Raw genomic sequence first — 16463 nt, 5'->3', positions numbered from 1 at the left:
CTCTTTTGCAGGACTAGACACTTTTACAAAGGGCGGCTTTTCGAGCCGCTCTTTTTTGTGCCGAATGAATTTAATTGCCAAAAAAAATCCTCCGAAGCGAACTTCGGAGGAGTTATATTTATCTACACTTTCAGTCGGACAACGACAGCCTGTGCCCAACCAACAGATCAAATTGATAAACTACCACAAACAACTGCACGAGGCGAAAAGTTGCCATGCAGGAGCTAAAGTGCAACCTCTAGCAATTTTGATTATGCATAAATGCACAACTCATAACAATGGGGGATTTTCCCTGATGCCTTAAAGTTGCAAAGGCCTAGGGCGAAAGCAACTGAAAGGTCATAGCACGAGCAACGGCATGCGTCCGGTTCGTCACTCGCAGCTTTTTGCAGGCCCGTTTGATGTGATGTTCTACGGTTTTCTCTGAGAGATTCAGGATGTGGGCGATCTCTTTATTTGCCCTCCCCGCCGTCAACCACAGCAGACATTCATGCTCTCTCGGCGTGAACCCGAAGAACTCACTCAGGGTTTCAGGCTCTTGCGCATAGGTATGGAAAAGTTGCACCGCCCCTTTCAGGATCGGATACTTTGCCGTCATCTGTGCATCAAAGCCGAGCTGTGTTCGTTCACAGGAGGCAAAGCTGGCACCACCGACCAAATGCTTGTTGGAGCAATCCACCGGGATGGTCACGCCGAATTTCAGACCTGCTGAGCGGACATCATGGAAGAAGCCTTCATCAATCTTTCCGGTTGGTCTGACGGTATAATCGGTCCAAAGCTGATCGGCTTTCTTGCCGCTGAGCAGATGATCCATACCAGGATCTTTGAAGTAGTAATGATGGCTGTTGTAATGATCGACCCAGTCATCTGCGTGATTGGACAAACAAATCGGTTGCCGGTCTTCTACACGGCCTTCGATTTTGGGCACGATGATGTAGGCGCCCTTTTCAAAGCCCAGTCTTTCAGCAAAACTGGTGAGCTCTTCCCAGCGGCTTTGCAGGGACGAACAGTTCCATAGATCTTGAGAAAACTGCAGTAGATTTCGATCAAAGCCTGCCGGATAACCCATGGAATAGTTCATCATTTACACCGCAAGATTGGAGCCTTGCTTCATATCAACCAGCCAAGTTGTGCGCTTAACTGCCACCAAATCAATTGATATGTTTGCCCCAGTGCCCATCTATTGTTTATCTATGTTCGTCATTCATGATTATCACGTTATTTCTCTCGGTTTTCAATTGGAAAGCAAGCGAGAGCACCTATATTTTTAATGAGAGTTATTAAAGGATCAGGCTTTCAATGAGCACTCCCAAGATTGGCCTTGCCCTCGGTGGCGGAGGCGCCCGTGGTCTCTCCCATATCCCGGTTTTGCAAGCTCTTGATGACATGGGCATCACACCTCATGCTATTACCGGTACATCCATCGGCGCTTTGATTGGTGCAGGATATGCAGGTGGCGTGAGTGGAGACGCGCTTGAGGCATATACTCTTGAAACACTTGGCGAGTGGAAGAAGGTGCTCAGCAAGCTGGTTGAGGTGAGCATGCCAAAACGCTTTGCAGACCTGCTTGGTGGTAAGTCCAGCATTGGTCAGTTTGATTCCAAACGTGTGCTGGAAGTCTTTGTGGGGGATGTGCTCAAAACCGACTTCTCTGAGCTTTCCATTCCATTTCAAGCCATTGCTGCGGATTACTACAAGGCAGAGGAAGTGCGTTTTTCCGAGGGTAATCTGGTGGATGCTGTCTCAGCCAGTATCGCCATTCCGTTTGTCTTCCGGCCTGTGCACCTAAACGACACGGTGCTCATTGATGGCGGCGTTGTTAACCCGCTGCCTTTTGATGTGCTGCCCAGCGATTGTGACATCGTGATTGCAGTGGATGTTGTGGGCACACCCAAACGAGATGAAAAACGCGGGTTTCCCAGTGCAACGGAAAGCGTGTTTGGTGCGACCCAGATCCTCATGCGGACCATTTCTCAGGAAAAATTGAAAATACGGGCACCTGATCTTTCGATCTTCCCAAACATTAAGCAATATCAAGTGCTTGATTTTTTAAAGGCGCGAGAAATATTGGAGGATAGCGCCGGGCTTCGTGATGAGGTAAAGGTTGAGCTTGACCAAAAGATCGAGAACTACCTAATCTCTTGATAAGAAGAATAGAAAGAAGTGGAGTCTGGGTTGTCTATTCTGGACCCTGAGTGGCAAACACCGATTGCTGAAGGCAGAAAACTTCCTCCAGAAGTCCCCATTGCGGTGACGTTGAATGGAGAAGGCTTTGCTGTGTTTATGGCCACGCCCAGAGACCTTGAAGACTTTGCCGTTGGCTTTGCTATCAGCGAGTCGATCGTCTCCTCCATCAATGATGTGCACTCGATCAACCTCAATGAGCACGGTGAGGAAGGCATCAGCGTCAATCTGGATATTGACGATGAGCTGTTCTTCACCGCTTTGAAGCGCAAGCGTCTGCTGACAGGAACGTCTGGCTGTGGCCTGTGCGGGCTTGATAGCATTCGTGCCGCCTTACGCGCCCTCACCCCGCTTGCCCAGCAGCCTGCTCCCAAAACCGCGAGCATTGGGGCCATGTTTGAAGCGATGCAATCCAAGCAAAAGCTCAATGGCATTTATGGTGGCGGCTTGCATGCAGCTGCGGTGTGTTGTGGTGATAACATACTGGCAGTGCGCGAAGATATTGGCCGACACAACGCCATGGACAAAGCTCTTGGGGCTGGCGTGCGCAGCGGTGAACCTGTTGATCTGGTCATCACAACGAGCCGGTGCAGCTCTGATCTGGTGCAAAAAGCAGTCAGCGCCCGCGTTGGAACACTTGCAGTCATGGCAACGCCCAGCGATCTGGCTGTCAAGTTAGCACAAGAGAATTGTTTAAATCTATTTAGTTGCAACCGTGGATACAGCTTCACACGCTACAGCTAGCGACTCATCAAGTTCGTGGGCGTTCTAAGAGCCTGAGGAGTCCGGCGTGTCCGACACTATTATTGCAAAGAAATCAACAGCTCCCGCTGGTGGCTGGGGGGCCGTGTGGAGCTGTGGTCAGGCTCTGCTGCAAAACACGTCGCTTACCTCAGGAATCCAGACGGTTTTAAAAACCAACCAGCCTGACGGTTTTATTGGCCCTGGCTGTGCATGGGTTGACCCTGAAAAAACCTCGTCCATCGAATTTTGTGAAAACGGCGTTAAAGCTGTTGCTGCCGAGATGACGGATAAGAGAATCACAGACTCCTTTTTTCAGGAATACACGGTTTCTGAATTGCAGACCTTCTCCGACATTGACCTTGAGGACCAAGGCCGTCTGACAGCTCCGCTGCGCTACAACAGAATAACGGATCGCTATAACGAAATCAGTTGGGCTGAGGCCTTCAAGGAAATTGGTGCAGAATTGCGGGGCATAAAAGACCCCAAAGAGGTCGTTTTTTATACCTCTGGACATGCAAGTAACGAAGCGGCCTTTTTCTATCAGCTGTTCGGGCGTGTTTATGGCTCCACAAACTTCCCGTCCAGCTCCAACATGTGCCATGAAGCCAGTGGTATTGCGCTTGAAGAAGCGATCGGCAGCGGGCTGGCCACGGTTCGTCTGGAAGACTTCTCCAAAGCTGATGCCATCTTCGTTTTTGGCCACAATCCGGGCTCGACTGACCCGCGGATGTTGCCGGTGTTACGTGCAGCCACGCAACGCGGCGCGCATGTGGTGTCCTTTAACCCGCTCAAAGAGCGCGGACTGGAGCGCTACGCAGACCCCAAGAACCAGCTGGAGATGATGCGGTTTGGTTCCGCACCTGTTGCGAGCCATTTCTTCACCCCGAAACTGGGCGGTGACATGGCGGCTGTGCGCGGCATGGTGAAGACCATTCTGGCATGGGATTATGAGCGGATACTCACCCATAGCCATGTTGACCGGGTGTTTATTGAAGAGAATTGCAACGGGTTTGAGAGCTATGAAAAAGCGCTTGAACTGACACCCTGGAAAGAGATTGAAGACCAGTCCGGCCTCTCCCGCGACGAGATTGAAAGAGCAGCTGCGATTTATGTGCAGGCAGATCGCCCGATCATTACGTGGGGCACAGGGATCAGCCAGCACAAACACTCTGTTGCAACAATCCGCGAGATCATGAACCTATTGTTCATTCGCGGAAACGTTGGCAAGCCGGGGGCTGGTGCCTGCCCGATGCCGGGCCATGCGAACACGCAGGGTATTCGCCGTATGGGCATTACCTCTGACCCTTCAGAGGAGTTTTTGACTTCTTTGCAGCAGGCCTTTGAGTTTGAACCGCCGATGGATGCCGGTGTTGATGCTGTTGAGTCCATCAAGATGATGGATGAGGGCAAGCTGCGGGTCTTCATGAGCCTTGGAGGCAATTTTACCCGCTCTGCGCCGGACACAAACCTGACAGAGGAAGCGATACGCAAATGCCGCCTGACGGTGAGCATTGCAACCAAACTGAACCGCAGCCATCTGATGACAGGCGCCCTCTCCTACATTCTGCCTAGTTTGGGCCGCACCGAGTATGATGACCAGCGTTCTGGTGAGCAGATGGTCACCGTGGAAGATTCACTCTCCAGAATCCACGGGTCTGCTGGTGTAAATCCGCCAGCTTCTGATCTTTTGATGTCAGAACCTGCGATTATTGCCGGATTGGCCAGAGCGACCCTTGGCAACAAGGTGGTCAACTGGACGCATTACATAGAGAACTATGATCGCATTCGGGAAAAGATTGAGGAAGTGCTGCCTGAGTTTGCCGGGTTTAACGGCCAGGTGCGAACACCGGGCGGATTTTATCTGAGTAATCCGATTGCCGACCGAAGGTGGGCAACAAAGTCCGGCAAAGCTGAGTTTTCCGGCTACTCCCTTCCCCTTGCAACTTCCGCACAGCAAACCGCCAGAGCGCCCAAGCTCACGTTTACCTTGCAGAGCCTTCGATCCAACGATCAGTTCAACACCACCGTTTACACACTCAACGACCGTTACCGAGGTATCTCTGGCGGGCGCAAAGTGGTGTTCATGAACCCGATCGACATGCGACGGGCAGGTGTTTCCAAGGGAGAAAAGGTTGATATCGGGACGGTGAGCGAAGATGGGCGCAATCGGCGGGCCCTCGATTTTCAGGTGGTGCCCTACGACATGCCACAGGGCTGCATTGCCTCTTACTTCCCGGAGGTGAATGTCCTTGTACCTGTTTACTCCGTAGGCGACCAATCCGGCACCCCAACGAGCAAGGCTATTCCGGTGTCACTGTCGAAATCACGCAGGCGCTCCTGATCTCATTGTTTTGGGGAAGTATCAGATGTGGGATGGTAAACTGATTTCGTTCCGAAAACGCTACCCGCCACTTATGTTTGTCAGCATCAGCTTTTATTTTGGGGTGCCAGATGCACAACAACGTCGATACTCGTCACCTCATAACCTTCTGGGGGATCAGCAAACTTTGCGAGTGACAACTTCTGATCAGGGCAGTCTATAATACGGTTTTCAGCGGGGACATAGAAATGGCGATGATCGCCAATATCGGTGTCATACCACACTTTATCAGTAGAGACTGCAATGCGCCGGATGAGATTCTGCTGCTCAAAATCGCGCAGTGCATTATAGATTGTGGCAAGCGACAGGTGCTTGCCGTCTGCGAGAAGTTCTGCAAACAGCATGGCGGCATCTAAATGCCGATGCCCCCCCGAAAACAAATGCTTGGCAATGAGACACCTTTGCTTCGTCAAACGCAGACCAGCATTTCGAAATTTAGTAGGTAAGTCGATTGAAGTGTCTGGAGTTGTATTTATCGACATAAGATGCCTTCCCTGATGGTATGCGCAAAGCCGGGCTTATTCTGTCTTCAGCAGTCAAAATCTTCGACCTGAGTTATTACAGATAAATTTATTGCAAATGAGAAGCATTCGCAACTAAGAATCAAAACCCTAAATATACGAGGGGAAACGAGACACGACGGGTCATGCCCCATCTTTTGAGTAACTCCACCTGAGAACGAGGCAACTCATTTAGGCGACGCTGCTGCGCAAATAAAGTTTAGTAGGAGGTTGTGAGCCTTACTCCGCAGTTATCATCCGCGAAGACACGATCATGTGAACATATTTTATATGTAGTCAGAATATTTCCATAGTTAAATAATTAATCTCCGGTAGAGGAAAATTCTATTTCCTCAATTTGGAGTTTATATTGGGCTTCTGTTGTATTTAACTTTATGTCCCCCAAATCGAATTAGTTTCACAAGAAGGATAGTGATTTGCGTAGTTTGTTTCTGGCTTCAGCGCTAATACTTGGGAGTTTGTATCCCGTTATGGCTCAAGATATTATCAAGGTCGACACCAATAAAGCAGTGCAGGAGGCTATGGAAGCGCTGGAGGCTACTGCCAGAAAGGCGGGGGCAACAATCTTTGCTCGTGTTGATCATGCTGCGGGAGCCGAAAAAGTAGGCATGTCCATTCCAGCGAACCAGTTGCTGATTTTCGGTAATCCGGCTCTTGGTACCCCTGCGATGGAGGTGGATCCACGGGCGGGCCTGTACCTGCCACTTAAAGTGCAGGTCTATGAGGATTCCGAGGGTCAGGTCTGGTTGGCTTATGAAGATCCAAAAGAAACAATGAAGGATCTGGATAATGTCGATAAGTCCTCGGTAATCGAAAAAATGCGCGGTGTTTTGGCGAAGCTGACCTCCAAGGCTGCCAAATAGTCGAGTTCGACAACTGATGAAGACATTCAGTCTATTCCAGGGTCTATAAAACGACCCTGGATATGTAAAAATCAGAAAACTGTCTCTAATCTTACCCCATATAGCGCACCGCTTCGTATGACCAAAGGCAACTTGATGACAACGGCCATATTACGAGTGATTTACTCTCAGGGCGAAAAGAGAGGTTAATCACGGCACAATCAACTCTTCAGAAAATACTAACCGACAACCAGCGCGCTATGCCACATTTGCGCAACTTGAGCATATGGAACGTTTGTAGTTTGGAATCCACTAAAGTTCATCGGATCGTTTATGTGGAAAACCAAGTTTGTCCCGTAACAAGAAACGCCACGAAGTACCACAAAATGCCCAACTTGTGAAAACGAAGGATAGACTAACATAATTACTGAGCGCCTCGATGCAATCGTTTGATACACTTGTTGAGGTGACCCAGGGCCATTCATCGAAGAATAAGCACCAAGAAATTGTTGAAGCAGCATGGCGATTGGCTGAAACGATGCAGGGCGATTAAAACGTTGCGGCTGTGTGCAAACAAATTGCGGATGTGTTCTGGCTACAAACGAGACTAATTCACATTGCGGAGGAGCGCTTCCTGTAGCCCAATAAATCACTTGTTGAGCAGCAGCAACCCAACACCAGTTGCTCATATCCTGTCTAATGTTCGGTATGCCAAGATCGATTGGTGCGCATTGAGCATTTGCTTGCGGCGCTACAAATCCTGCCAACATTCCTAAAACAAAAGTACGTCTAGATAGACGACTATCAGAAATTCCTGTTTTCATATTTGAATCTTCCAAAGTAATTTTAAATATATGAAATTATTATACAATTTTACTTTGCGTTAGAATGCACTAAATTCTATCACAAGAAGACAATTAATCAAAAGTGGTTGCTTTAGAAGAATTTTGAGCAACTGAGAATTATGCTTTATTGGCGACTGAAATTTCGAGTGCAATTCTGCCGATGTCAATTTATTCTCATCCAGTGGTTGCCGCCAAATTCGATGAGTCTTTAAGTTTGTGCATTTAGGGCAGAAGAACTAGTTTTGTACTAGTAACTCAATCATCGTTAACGAGTAAGATCAGAATTTGCTCTCCGCTATCGCAAATTAAGTGACGAGAGAACCTTCCAGTCACTTGATTGTCGCCGCGCTGGCTGCATGCGAGGTCAAAGCGCTGTGTCGTTGTGTTCGAGCTTCCAGTCAGACAAAATACCAGTTTAAGCAGACTCCTTTACATCCCCGATATTTTCCCAGCCATCACGACAATTCCAAGGACCGCACCCCCTCTTCCTTCAAAAGAGGGAACATGCTTGGGACCGTGGCACTATCAAAGTTCTCGGGTCAAAAGAGGAGATGTTGACAATTGCCGTTATGTACACAAAGTATAGTTACTATATTTGAGTCATAAAGGAAAAACTATGTCGTTTAATTCGCTGCAGAATACAGTCACTATCATGCGCAGGCTTGCGCTGGCCTTTGTTGTCTCTTTGGCATTCACGAGTATTGTCTCGGCGGAGCCATTCCAAGAAGTGACTATCGGTGTCCCGGTGCCTTCTCTGGAAGAAGCAGAGGTGTGGTATGCCAAGTTTCTTGGTCCTGATACCAAAGTGATCAGACCAATCCCCGGTGTCGTGGAGTTCAAGGTTGCACCGGGTGTTTGGCTTCAGGTCTTCGAGGCAGATGACGCGCAATCAACTGGCGCCATCGTCCGTTTTCTGGTGGACGATATGGCAACTTCGCAACAAGCACGATCTGAAGTGAACATCGACACTGGTGAAGCAGTCGAAATACCAGAGGTCGTTACATATTCGGAGTTTGCCGATCCTTCTGGCAATGCTTTAGGTTTCTATGATCTGCCTTGATGGTGTAGCAAGTACGCTGGTGACGTTGGTACCGGCGTACTTTCCAGAGTTAAACCACTTTAGATTCCGTCGATTTCAGCGAAGTCTATGAGTTTGTGCATGTAGGGTAAGAGGTCCAGATTTTTGCTGGCCACCCAGTTATCGTCGTAAAGAGTGTCCAGATAACGCTCTCCGCTGTCGCAGATGAGGGTGACGATGGAGCCTTCCTGATCGTTTTCCATCATCTCCTTGGCCAATGCGAGCGCACCATACAGGTTTGTGCCTGTTGAGCCGCCGCATTTGCGCAGAATAACCCCTTCCAACCATCTGATTGTCGCGATACTCGCTGCATCCGGGATGTCGATCATTCTGTCAATGACATCCGGCATGAAGGAGGGTTCTACTCGTGGTCTGCCGATTCCCTCAATCAGTGAGGGTTTGTTCCTGACGATGCTTTTGTCTCTGTTTCTGTAGTATTCATGAAACACGGAGTTTTCAGGATCGACGACACAGAGCTGTGTTTTGGGGTAATCCTGCGTGTGAAGCCTGATGTATCGGCCAATGGTGGCTGTTGTCCCACCTGTTCCGGCACTCATGACAATCCATTTGGGTGCGGGGAAGCGTTCCAGCTCCATTTGGGAGAACAGACTCTGGGCTATGTTGTTGTTGCCGCGCCAATCTGTTGCCCGCTCTGCGTAGGTAAACTGGTCCACGTAATGGCCGCCCAGTCCTTTTGCCAATCGCGCCGCTTCCTTATAGATCTGATAGGGTTCGACCAGATGGACCTCACCGCCCAGCGCTTCGATCTCCCTTATCTTCCCCGTCGCCGTGGCCTTGGGAGCGATTGCGACGAAGGGATTTCCGATCAGCCGCGCAAAATACGCTTCTGAGATCGCGGTTGATCCTGATGAGGATTCCACGATTGGTGTCCCTTCCCTGATCCAGCCATTACAGATGCCGTATAAGAAGAGCGAGCGTGCCAACCTGTGCTTGAGGCTTCCGCTTGGGTGGGTGCTTTCGTCTTTCAGGTAAAGATCAATCCCCGCTTTGGTGAGCTTGGGAATGTTCAGCTTGATGAGGTGTGTGTCAGCCGAGCGATTGTAATCTGCCTCAATATTCTGGATCGCCTGCAGCGCCCATGCTCTGCTAGAGGGGTTTCTGTGGTTGGTATGGCTGTTGAACTCCAGCATGAAAACACCTGACTTGCCGTTGCTTCAGCATGCCCTGCTCGCGGCGTGCTTCTTTGGGGCAAGTATAGCTGGCGCTTGGATCGCAGCATGCGCGGATCGCTGCTGTATAAAACAGAGGGTAAAGCGGCGGGTGAAAATGAGAGGGTTTTGAACGAGCAAGGCCCACCGGAGCGGGCCTTACATGCTTTGCTTAGAGAGAAGCGATATTGCCTCAGCTTGCCAGTGCCGGGATCATGCCTATGACGCCTTCAGCGAGCATGCCCATGGCGATTGCGGCGAGCACCATGCCCATGAGGCGGGTTACGACGCCCATACCCGACACGCCGAGTTTGTTTGCAATGGGTTTTGAAACAGAGAACAAGAGACCGGTGAACAGCGCAAGCCCAACCGCTGCGATGGATAGATCAATCTTGGCCCAGATCCCAGAATGACGCTCAGCGGCGACAATGGCTGTTGCAATGGCGCCTGGTCCGGCAACGATTGGAATGGCAAGTGGGACGACGGCGATGTGGTTCTGCTCTGCTGCGGAGGCTGCTTCCTGCGGGGTTTGGCGGTGGCTGTTGTCACTGCGCAGCATGGAGAGGGCGATCAGCAGGACAATCACGCCTCCAGCAGCACGTAGTTCATGGACGGTTATGCCGAAGAACTTGAGAAGAATGCCACCCGTCCAGGTGACAGTGAGGAGCGTCAGGGCGATTGCGCCTGCGCAGGTCCACGCGATGCGCCGTGCAGTGGCGGCATCCCTGTCGGCGGTCATACCCGCGAAAACGCCCGTGTTTCCGATTGGGTTCATCATGGAGAAAAGCGCAGCAATGTAGGTGATCAGAGCCGTTTCGGTCATTATATGCTTTCTGTTGTTTGCTTTGCACGTAGGGGGATATTGAGCAAAGCATGCAACATACTGATCACTGTAAAAGCATACAACTTAAAGGATTTTAATAGTCGCGAGTTCTTGTAATCGAGGGAGGGTTAGCTGTGGCTGGCTTTGGAGGGCCAGTATTGGGCTCTGTATTGCGAGGGGGTCAGGCCGAAGTGTTTTTTGAAGATGTTGGTGAAGGATGAGGCGTTCTCATAGCCAATCTGGAAGGCGATGGTTGCGATGGATTGGTCTGTTGATCTGAGCAGGGCCAGTGCTTTGTCCAGACGCATCTCCAGTTGGAGTTGTTTTGGGGATTTGCCGTAGGAGGCTTTGAGTTTCTTTTGCAGGCTGCTGACTGAATACCCGCCCTCTTTCGCGATATCCGAGATCTTGTTGTGAGTGGGCAGCTGCTCTTTTACGCTCTGCAATCGCTGTGTGATTCCGTTTTGGTCGATGAAATCTGTGGTTCGGCCTGTTGCCAGTTCAAGGGCTGTGTTCAGGATGGAGGCAGTGCCGTTTGCGTCTACTTCAAACGTGTCTGTGAGCGAGGCGACGAAGTTGAGGTACTTCAGTGCGAGCGGTGAGAGCTCCTGATGGCTGTCGCTTGCGTGGCGGAAGAACTGAGAGATGGCTGCTCTGTCGCTGACGTCGATGATCAGGAAGCGGCTGCCGGATGTGGTTTCGCTGTCGTGCAGGGTTTCTGGCGCTATGAGGCCGACGGAGCCGACTGTCAGTTGCTTGAAGTGGCCGCCAATTTCAATCTGCATTTCGCCCTGTAACGGAACAACAGCCTGCGCGAATGCGTGGTGATGTCCGAGTTCCAGCCGGTCATATTCACGGATGACAGCTTGATAGGGCATGACTTCGTTCCAGATCTCCACTCTTGGTCCAAAAGCTTGTTTAAGAGGACTGCTGGCTCAGGGATACCGCGGTCTTTCGAAAATCTCAAAAAGAAAATCTATTTCCTGTTTTGCCTAATTCGAATATGCAGGAAATGAGGCAGGATCTGGCCGGTTTCGTTGGAACCTCCAGCGATGTGATGGCCTCAGTCTTCAAGCGGAATTTTAAATGTTACAGAACCAATCAGCTGGCAAGGTCAGCGCTGCGACCTCGATCGGGAGTATCTCCATTGTTTTATGGGGCACGCTTGCTGTGCTGACCAAGTTGACCGGTGATCAGTTTCCGCCGTTCCAGCTGCTGGCCATGACATTTACGGTGGCGACGCTCACACTCTCCGGCAAGCTGTTGACGGGAAAGGCTGATGTGCGTTCCGCCTTCAAGCTGCCTCTGTCTGGCTGGTTGCTTGGTGTTGGCGGATTGTTTGGGTTCCATGCGCTGTACTTTGTTGCTTTGCAGAATGCGCCTGCTGTTGAGGCAGGACTGATTGCCTACATCTGGCCGCTGCTCATTGTATTGTTCTCTGCCCTGTTGCCGGGAGAAACCATTACAAGGTGGCATGTTGGCGGCGCTCTTGTCGCTCTTGCTGGCTATTGGGTTTTGCTTGGCTGGGACAGTTCAGCAGGCAATCTGCAATGGGAGTATGTTGTTGGCTATGTGGCGGCGGCTGGTTGTGCGTTGATCTGGTCCAGCTATTCTGTTTTGAGCCGACTGATCAAGAACACCTCTTCCGATGCCGTGATCGGCTATTGTGCTTTAACTGCTGTGTTTGGATGGCTCGCACACTTTCTCTGGGAGACCACCGCCGTTCCTCAGGACCTCACCCAAATCATCGCTGTGATTGGTCTGGGGTTGGGGCCCGTGGGCATTGCCTTTTACACGTGGGACTTTGGCGTGAAGCACGGCAACGTGCAGCTGCTCGGCGTCCTCGCTTATGGCGCGCCCTTAATCTCGACGCTTCTGCTGATCGCGTTTGGAGAAGGCACTCTTGCCGCTAACATCGTAATCGCAGCACTGGCGATTGCAGGAGGGTCCTTGATCGCGGCGAAAAGAGCGGCCTGACATTCAGGCCAAATTTCGCTGCATTTCTGGCACTATCATTCTCCGATACTCGAATCGCAAGGCTTTTCAATAGGATGTTTTATGAGCAATAATAGTATTAAGTTTTATCAGGATAATGCCAGCGAGTATGCGACGCACAAGAACCTGCCTAACTCCATGCTGTTTCCATTCCTCAAACACTGTAAAGCAGGCGGACGCATCCTGGAGCTTGGAACGGGTGCGGGTGTTGATGCCCTAGCCATTCTTGAAGCAGGCTTTGAGCTTGATGCGACTGATGGCTCATCAGAGTTGGCAACTCTGGCGACCCAACGGCTTGGTCAGGAAGTCAAGGTCATGATGTTTAACGAGCTGGCTGCAACGAATACCTATGATGGCGTATATGCTTGTGCCTCGCTGACACATGCCTTGAGAGAGGATCTGCCTTCTATCTTCGAGAAGATCTATCGCGCTTTGGTCTCAGGAGGTTCAGTATGGGCCAGCTTCAAAGTGGGCACTCATGATGGCACTGACAGCTTTGGCCGCTACTACAACTACATCTCAAAAGAAGAGCTGAATACCCTTTGGAAACAGGCTGGCCCTTGGTCTTCTATAGCCTATGAGAGTTGGGAGGGCAGCGGGTTCGACAAAGCTCCCACCAGTTGGGTCGCGATTACTGCTTCCAAGTGATTATTGAAGCACGACCGTTGTTGAGACGCGGTTCGGTTGAGCTTGCAGGAGACCATGGAGAATTTCCAAACCATAGCACCAAACGTGAGGTCAGTTGGGCAACTTTCTGCCGCTGACAAGCACGGAATACTGCCCGTCATTGGCCAAGCTCCCGAAGAACCATTGCTAAGTGAGTTAGCCAGTGTTGCAGAAGAACTTCACACTCAGTTGGGCGAACAGTTTCACAGTCTGGCTCTTCGCGGCTCAGCCTCTCGGAAAACCTTTGTCAAAGGCGTTTCAGATGTAGACTTGATCATCTTTGCTCAAAGTCCAGAAGTTCCAAATCTGTTTCCAAGCCATTGGATCACTCAGACATCAGATATCGATTTGGAATGGATCAAGCCTGAAGATTTTCTGCTTTCAACCAAGTATCGCTGGCTGAGGTTCTCACTCAGTTTTTCGGGATATTGCTTTGGACCTCAAAATATTCTGAATAAGCTGCCTGCCTCATCTCTTGGACCGCACGCGATCGCCCACCTTCATGGAGCCCACAAATGGGCTGCGTTCTGGCGAACTCATTTCGATGACGCTCAAACCGATGCTGAGCGCAAACGCGTATGCAGCTGGTTGATGAAGCGAGTTATCCGCTCACTGTTTGAAGCAGAAATGTTAGCCTTGAATGTTTACTCCCGAGATATCTTCCCATGCGCAAACATCGCCTCCTCTGCCTTTCCGCAGTATTCGTCGATGATCTGGCGAGCTGCAGAACTTGCGATAGCACCGTCTTCTGAGTTTCAAAGCATCTCTGAAGTTGCCGAGACCTTGCTTCCGTTCCTGCTCAAGTTACAAACAGAGCAAAGGTTGGGATGCCTCAATCCCGCTTCCCCTGGAAGAACGTTTTGAGCATGGCGGCTGAATCTGTTTCGGCCAGGCCGGAGTAGACGTCGGGGGTGTGGTGGCAGGTTGGGGAGGAGTAGAAGCGGACGCCGTGGTCTACGCCGCCGCCTTTGGCATCCCCTGCCCCATAATAGAGCCTGCGGATGCGGGCGAAAGAGATGGCAGCGGCGCACATTGGACATGGTTCCAGCGTGACGTAGAGGTCGCAACCTTCCAACCGCTGGGAGCTGAGCCGCTTTCCGGCTTCGCGAATGGCAAGCACTTCTGCGTGGGCGGTGGGGTCATTCAGCTCCAATGTGCGGTTGCCCGCAGAGGATAAGACACTTCCATCTTTTACAACAACACAGCCAATGGGGACTTCGCCGCGCATTTCTGCTGCGCGCGCTTCCTCCAATGCCAGATCCATAAAAGTAGAGTTCAATGTGGGCGTCTTCATGGGGCCCAAGCTAGTGCGTATTGCTAAAAAGTGGAAGCAAGATTTGGATAAAGACACGCAAAAACAAGAGATAAAGCAGTTTAACAAGAGCTAGACCTATGCGACGTGCAAATGTTCTGATCACTCAAGCTGTCATCATTTATGAAAGTGTCAGGTGAGTCTGAGCCAACAAAATCAGAAAAAAAATCGAGAGTCTGCTTTTGCCCCTTTGCCAACTGGCGCCTCTTAGGTTATGACCGGGATAGAGCACGCCCGCGTTTTGAATGCATCCACGCGTCGCGCTCCGTTTTCTTATTATGAGTGAATTCTTATCGTCTGGTTCTCTGCAATCAAACGGAACGCGCTCTAACGACATTCGAATATTGTGTGGCATCTGGCAGACTGCTGGGCAGCCAAGGCGGTGACGCCTATGCGAGCTCATCCAGTGTATCTGATCAGAGTGTAGAAAGTTAAAGGCCCCGGTTCGCCGGGCAAGAGCCAATGAAAAACAGCGGTAAAAAACCATCTAGCTCCCCCCGCAAATCTGGCGAGCAGACCAAAAAGTCCTCCGGCGACAAAAAACCAAATCAGACAGTCACCGTTGCAGGCGAACGTATTGCCAAGGCAATGGCACGTGCTGGTCTGTGCTCTCGCCGTGATGCAGAAACATGGATTGAAGCTGGCCGTGTCAGCGTCAACGGCACCGTGCTGGAAACACCAGCTTTTACCGTTACCCAAAAAGACAAGGTTGTCGTTGATGGCAAACCTCTGCCAACCCGTGAGCGGACGCGCCTCTGGCTGTTCCACAAACCACGTGGCACGGTAACCACGAATAAAGACCCTGAGGGTCGTAAAACTGTTTTTGACATCCTGCCTGCTGACATGCCACGCGTTGTGACTGTTGGCCGTCTCGACATCAACACCGAAGGTCTGCTGCTGCTGACCAATGATGGTGGCCTTTCCCGCGTGATTGAATTGCCTGCAACTGGCTGGCTGCGCCGATACCGCGTGCGCGCCTACGGTAAGGTGACTCAAGAGCAGCTGGATGCCCTGAAAGACGGTGTTGCCATTGACGGTGTTCTTTATGGCGCTATTGAAGCGACACTGGACACTGAAAAAGGCGACAACGTTTGGCTGACCATTGGCCTGCGTGAAGGCAAGAACCGCGAAGTTAAGCGGATTCTTGAGCACCTTGACCTTTCCGTGAACCGCCTGATCCGCATTTCCTTTGGTCCGTTCCAGCTGGGCGACCTTGGTGACAGTGAACTGCAGGAAATCCGTGGCCGTGTGCTTCAAGACCAGCTGGGCGAACGCCTTGTTACTGAAGCTGACCTGGACTTTGACGCCCCTATCGTCAACCAGATGGATACCCGGACCAGCAAACAAGCCGAACTGAAGAAGAGAAAGAAATCTTCCGGTGGTGCCGGTGGTGGCTGGATCAGCGCAAAAGATGCTGCTGCTGTTCTTGCTAAGAACAAGAGCAAGCCACTGCGCCATGGCAGCGACCAGAAAGATAGTGGTGGTGAACGCTCTGAGCAGAACCCGTTTGGTGACCGCAAGCGCGTTGGTGTGAAACCAACCTTTGGTGACCGCAAGCCTTCTGAAGATCGTGGTGAGCGTAAATCCTTTGGCGACCGTGATCGCGGTGATCGTAAGCCATTCGGCGATCGTGATCGTGGTGAACGCAAGTCATTCGGTGATCGTGACCGTGGCGATCGCAAGCCATTTGGTGATCGTGACCGCGGCGACCGCAAATCATTCGGCGATCGTGACCGTCAGGCTGGACCTTCCCGCTTTGGCAGCAACGAGCGTGGTGGTTACATCAAGCCGCGCCGCGTGTTCAGCGCAGACGGCAGCGTAGATACATACACTCCAAGTTTTGATGAGGACGAAGGCAGAACCGCTGCGAAGCGTAAGCCGGAAGAGCGTCGTTTTGGCACCCG

General features: G+C 51.1%; 17 protein-coding genes. 10 read left to right on the top strand and 7 right to left on the bottom strand.

Translation table 11 applies throughout. The annotated features are described in order from the left end of the window. A partial coding sequence (locus PPL9_RS33145; RefSeq protein WP_208989243.1) for a hypothetical protein occupies nt 1-304 on the top strand: 304 nt, incomplete at its 5' end. Nucleotides 305-316: 12 nt separating this feature from the next. Here the strand turns inward: PPL9_RS33145 and PPL9_RS08260 are convergent. After that, the gene (locus PPL9_RS08260) at nt 317-1081 is read right to left on the bottom strand and encodes a LuxR family transcriptional regulator (RefSeq protein WP_057462284.1); all 765 of its coding nucleotides are present in this window, start codon (nt 1079-1081) and stop codon (nt 317-319) included. A 218-nt stretch (nt 1082-1299) separates the two neighbouring features. Here PPL9_RS08260 and PPL9_RS08255 point away from each other — a divergent pair, with 218 nt between their 5' ends. From PPL9_RS08255 to PPL9_RS08245, 3 genes are read left to right on the top strand one after another with little or no spacing between them, the layout of a single operon-like run. Next, the gene (locus tag PPL9_RS08255; RefSeq protein WP_057462256.1) at nt 1300-2145 is read left to right on the top strand and encodes a patatin-like phospholipase family protein; all 846 of its coding nucleotides are present in this window, start codon (nt 1300-1302) and stop codon (nt 2143-2145) included. Nucleotides 2146-2175: 30 nt separating this feature from the next. Beyond that, a complete protein-coding gene (gene fdhD, locus PPL9_RS08250; RefSeq protein WP_057462283.1) occupies nt 2176-2928 on the top strand; it encodes a formate dehydrogenase accessory sulfurtransferase FdhD in 753 nt (250 codons plus the stop codon). Between the two features lie 46 nt (nt 2929-2974). After that, entirely contained in the window at nt 2975-5269 is a 2295-nt protein-coding gene (locus tag PPL9_RS08245) for an FdhF/YdeP family oxidoreductase (RefSeq protein ID WP_057462255.1), read from the top strand. A gap of 86 nt (nt 5270-5355) precedes the next feature. Here PPL9_RS08245 and PPL9_RS08240 read toward each other — a convergent pair whose 3' ends face one another. Then, nucleotides 5356-5790: a Fur family transcriptional regulator gene (locus PPL9_RS08240; RefSeq protein ID WP_082596675.1), complete on the bottom strand. Its 435-nt coding sequence runs from the start codon at nt 5788-5790 to the stop codon at nt 5356-5358. A gap of 509 nt (nt 5791-6299) precedes the next feature. On the opposite strand from PPL9_RS08240, the gene PPL9_RS08235 reads away from it, so the two are divergent. Beyond that, nucleotides 6300-6692: a DUF302 domain-containing protein gene (locus PPL9_RS08235; RefSeq protein ID WP_057462253.1), complete on the top strand. Its 393-nt coding sequence runs from the start codon at nt 6300-6302 to the stop codon at nt 6690-6692. Nucleotides 6693-6910: 218 nt separating this feature from the next. On the opposite strand, the gene PPL9_RS31205 is transcribed toward PPL9_RS08235, so the two are convergent. Beyond that, a complete protein-coding gene (locus PPL9_RS31205) occupies nt 6911-7495 on the bottom strand; it encodes a C39 family peptidase (RefSeq protein WP_082596674.1) in 585 nt (194 codons plus the stop codon). 637 nt (nt 7496-8132) lie between these two features. Here PPL9_RS31205 and PPL9_RS08230 point away from each other — a divergent pair. Then, complete coding sequence (locus tag PPL9_RS08230) at nt 8133-8576, top strand: VOC family protein (RefSeq protein ID WP_057462252.1); 444 nt, start codon at nt 8133-8135, stop codon at nt 8574-8576. Nucleotides 8577-8635: 59 nt separating this feature from the next. On the opposite strand, the gene PPL9_RS08225 is transcribed toward PPL9_RS08230, so the two are convergent. The 3 genes from PPL9_RS08225 to PPL9_RS08215 form a co-directional block, all read right to left on the bottom strand. Beyond that, the gene (locus PPL9_RS08225; protein ID WP_082596673.1) at nt 8636-9745 is read right to left on the bottom strand and encodes a PLP-dependent cysteine synthase family protein; all 1110 of its coding nucleotides are present in this window, start codon (nt 9743-9745) and stop codon (nt 8636-8638) included. A gap of 211 nt (nt 9746-9956) precedes the next feature. After that, entirely contained in the window at nt 9957-10586 is a 630-nt protein-coding gene (locus PPL9_RS08220; RefSeq protein ID WP_057462251.1) for an NAAT family transporter, read from the bottom strand. 128 nt (nt 10587-10714) lie between these two features. Beyond that, nucleotides 10715-11464, bottom strand: a complete 750-nt coding sequence (locus PPL9_RS08215) for an AraC family transcriptional regulator (RefSeq protein ID WP_057462250.1) — start codon at nt 11462-11464, stop codon at nt 10715-10717. A gap of 208 nt (nt 11465-11672) precedes the next feature. Here PPL9_RS08215 and PPL9_RS08210 point away from each other — a divergent pair, with 208 nt between their 5' ends. The 3 genes from PPL9_RS08210 to PPL9_RS08200 all read left to right on the top strand — a co-directional run bounded on the left by PPL9_RS08210 (nt 11673) and on the right by PPL9_RS08200 (nt 14111). Then, the gene (locus tag PPL9_RS08210) at nt 11673-12563 is read left to right on the top strand and encodes an EamA family transporter (RefSeq protein ID WP_057462249.1); all 891 of its coding nucleotides are present in this window, start codon (nt 11673-11675) and stop codon (nt 12561-12563) included. An 81-nt stretch (nt 12564-12644) separates the two neighbouring features. After that, nucleotides 12645-13229 (top strand): class I SAM-dependent methyltransferase, encoded by a 585-nt coding sequence (locus tag PPL9_RS08205; RefSeq protein WP_057462248.1) that lies wholly within the window; start codon nt 12645-12647, stop codon nt 13227-13229. Between the two features lie 54 nt (nt 13230-13283). After that, nucleotides 13284-14111: a hypothetical protein gene (locus tag PPL9_RS08200; RefSeq protein ID WP_152986637.1), complete on the top strand. Its 828-nt coding sequence runs from the start codon at nt 13284-13286 to the stop codon at nt 14109-14111. On the opposite strand, the gene PPL9_RS08195 is transcribed toward PPL9_RS08200, so the two are convergent. Then, nucleotides 14080-14511, bottom strand: coding sequence for a nucleoside deaminase (locus PPL9_RS08195; protein WP_057462247.1), 432 nt, complete (start codon nt 14509-14511; stop codon nt 14080-14082). The genes PPL9_RS08200 and PPL9_RS08195 overlap by 32 nt on opposite strands. Nucleotides 14512-15021: 510 nt before the next feature. On the opposite strand from PPL9_RS08195, the gene PPL9_RS08190 reads away from it, so the two are divergent. Next, nucleotides 15022-16463, top strand: a 1442-nt coding sequence (locus PPL9_RS08190; protein WP_057462246.1) for a pseudouridine synthase, incomplete at its 3' end; no start/stop codon positions are given.

It is taken from the genome of Pseudovibrio sp. POLY-S9, from assembly GCF_001431305.1.
In the GTDB taxonomy this organism is placed as follows: domain Bacteria; phylum Pseudomonadota; class Alphaproteobacteria; order Rhizobiales; family Stappiaceae; genus Pseudovibrio.
Note: the sequence above shows the minus strand (reverse complement) of the source record. Positions and strands in the feature narration are given on the sequence as shown.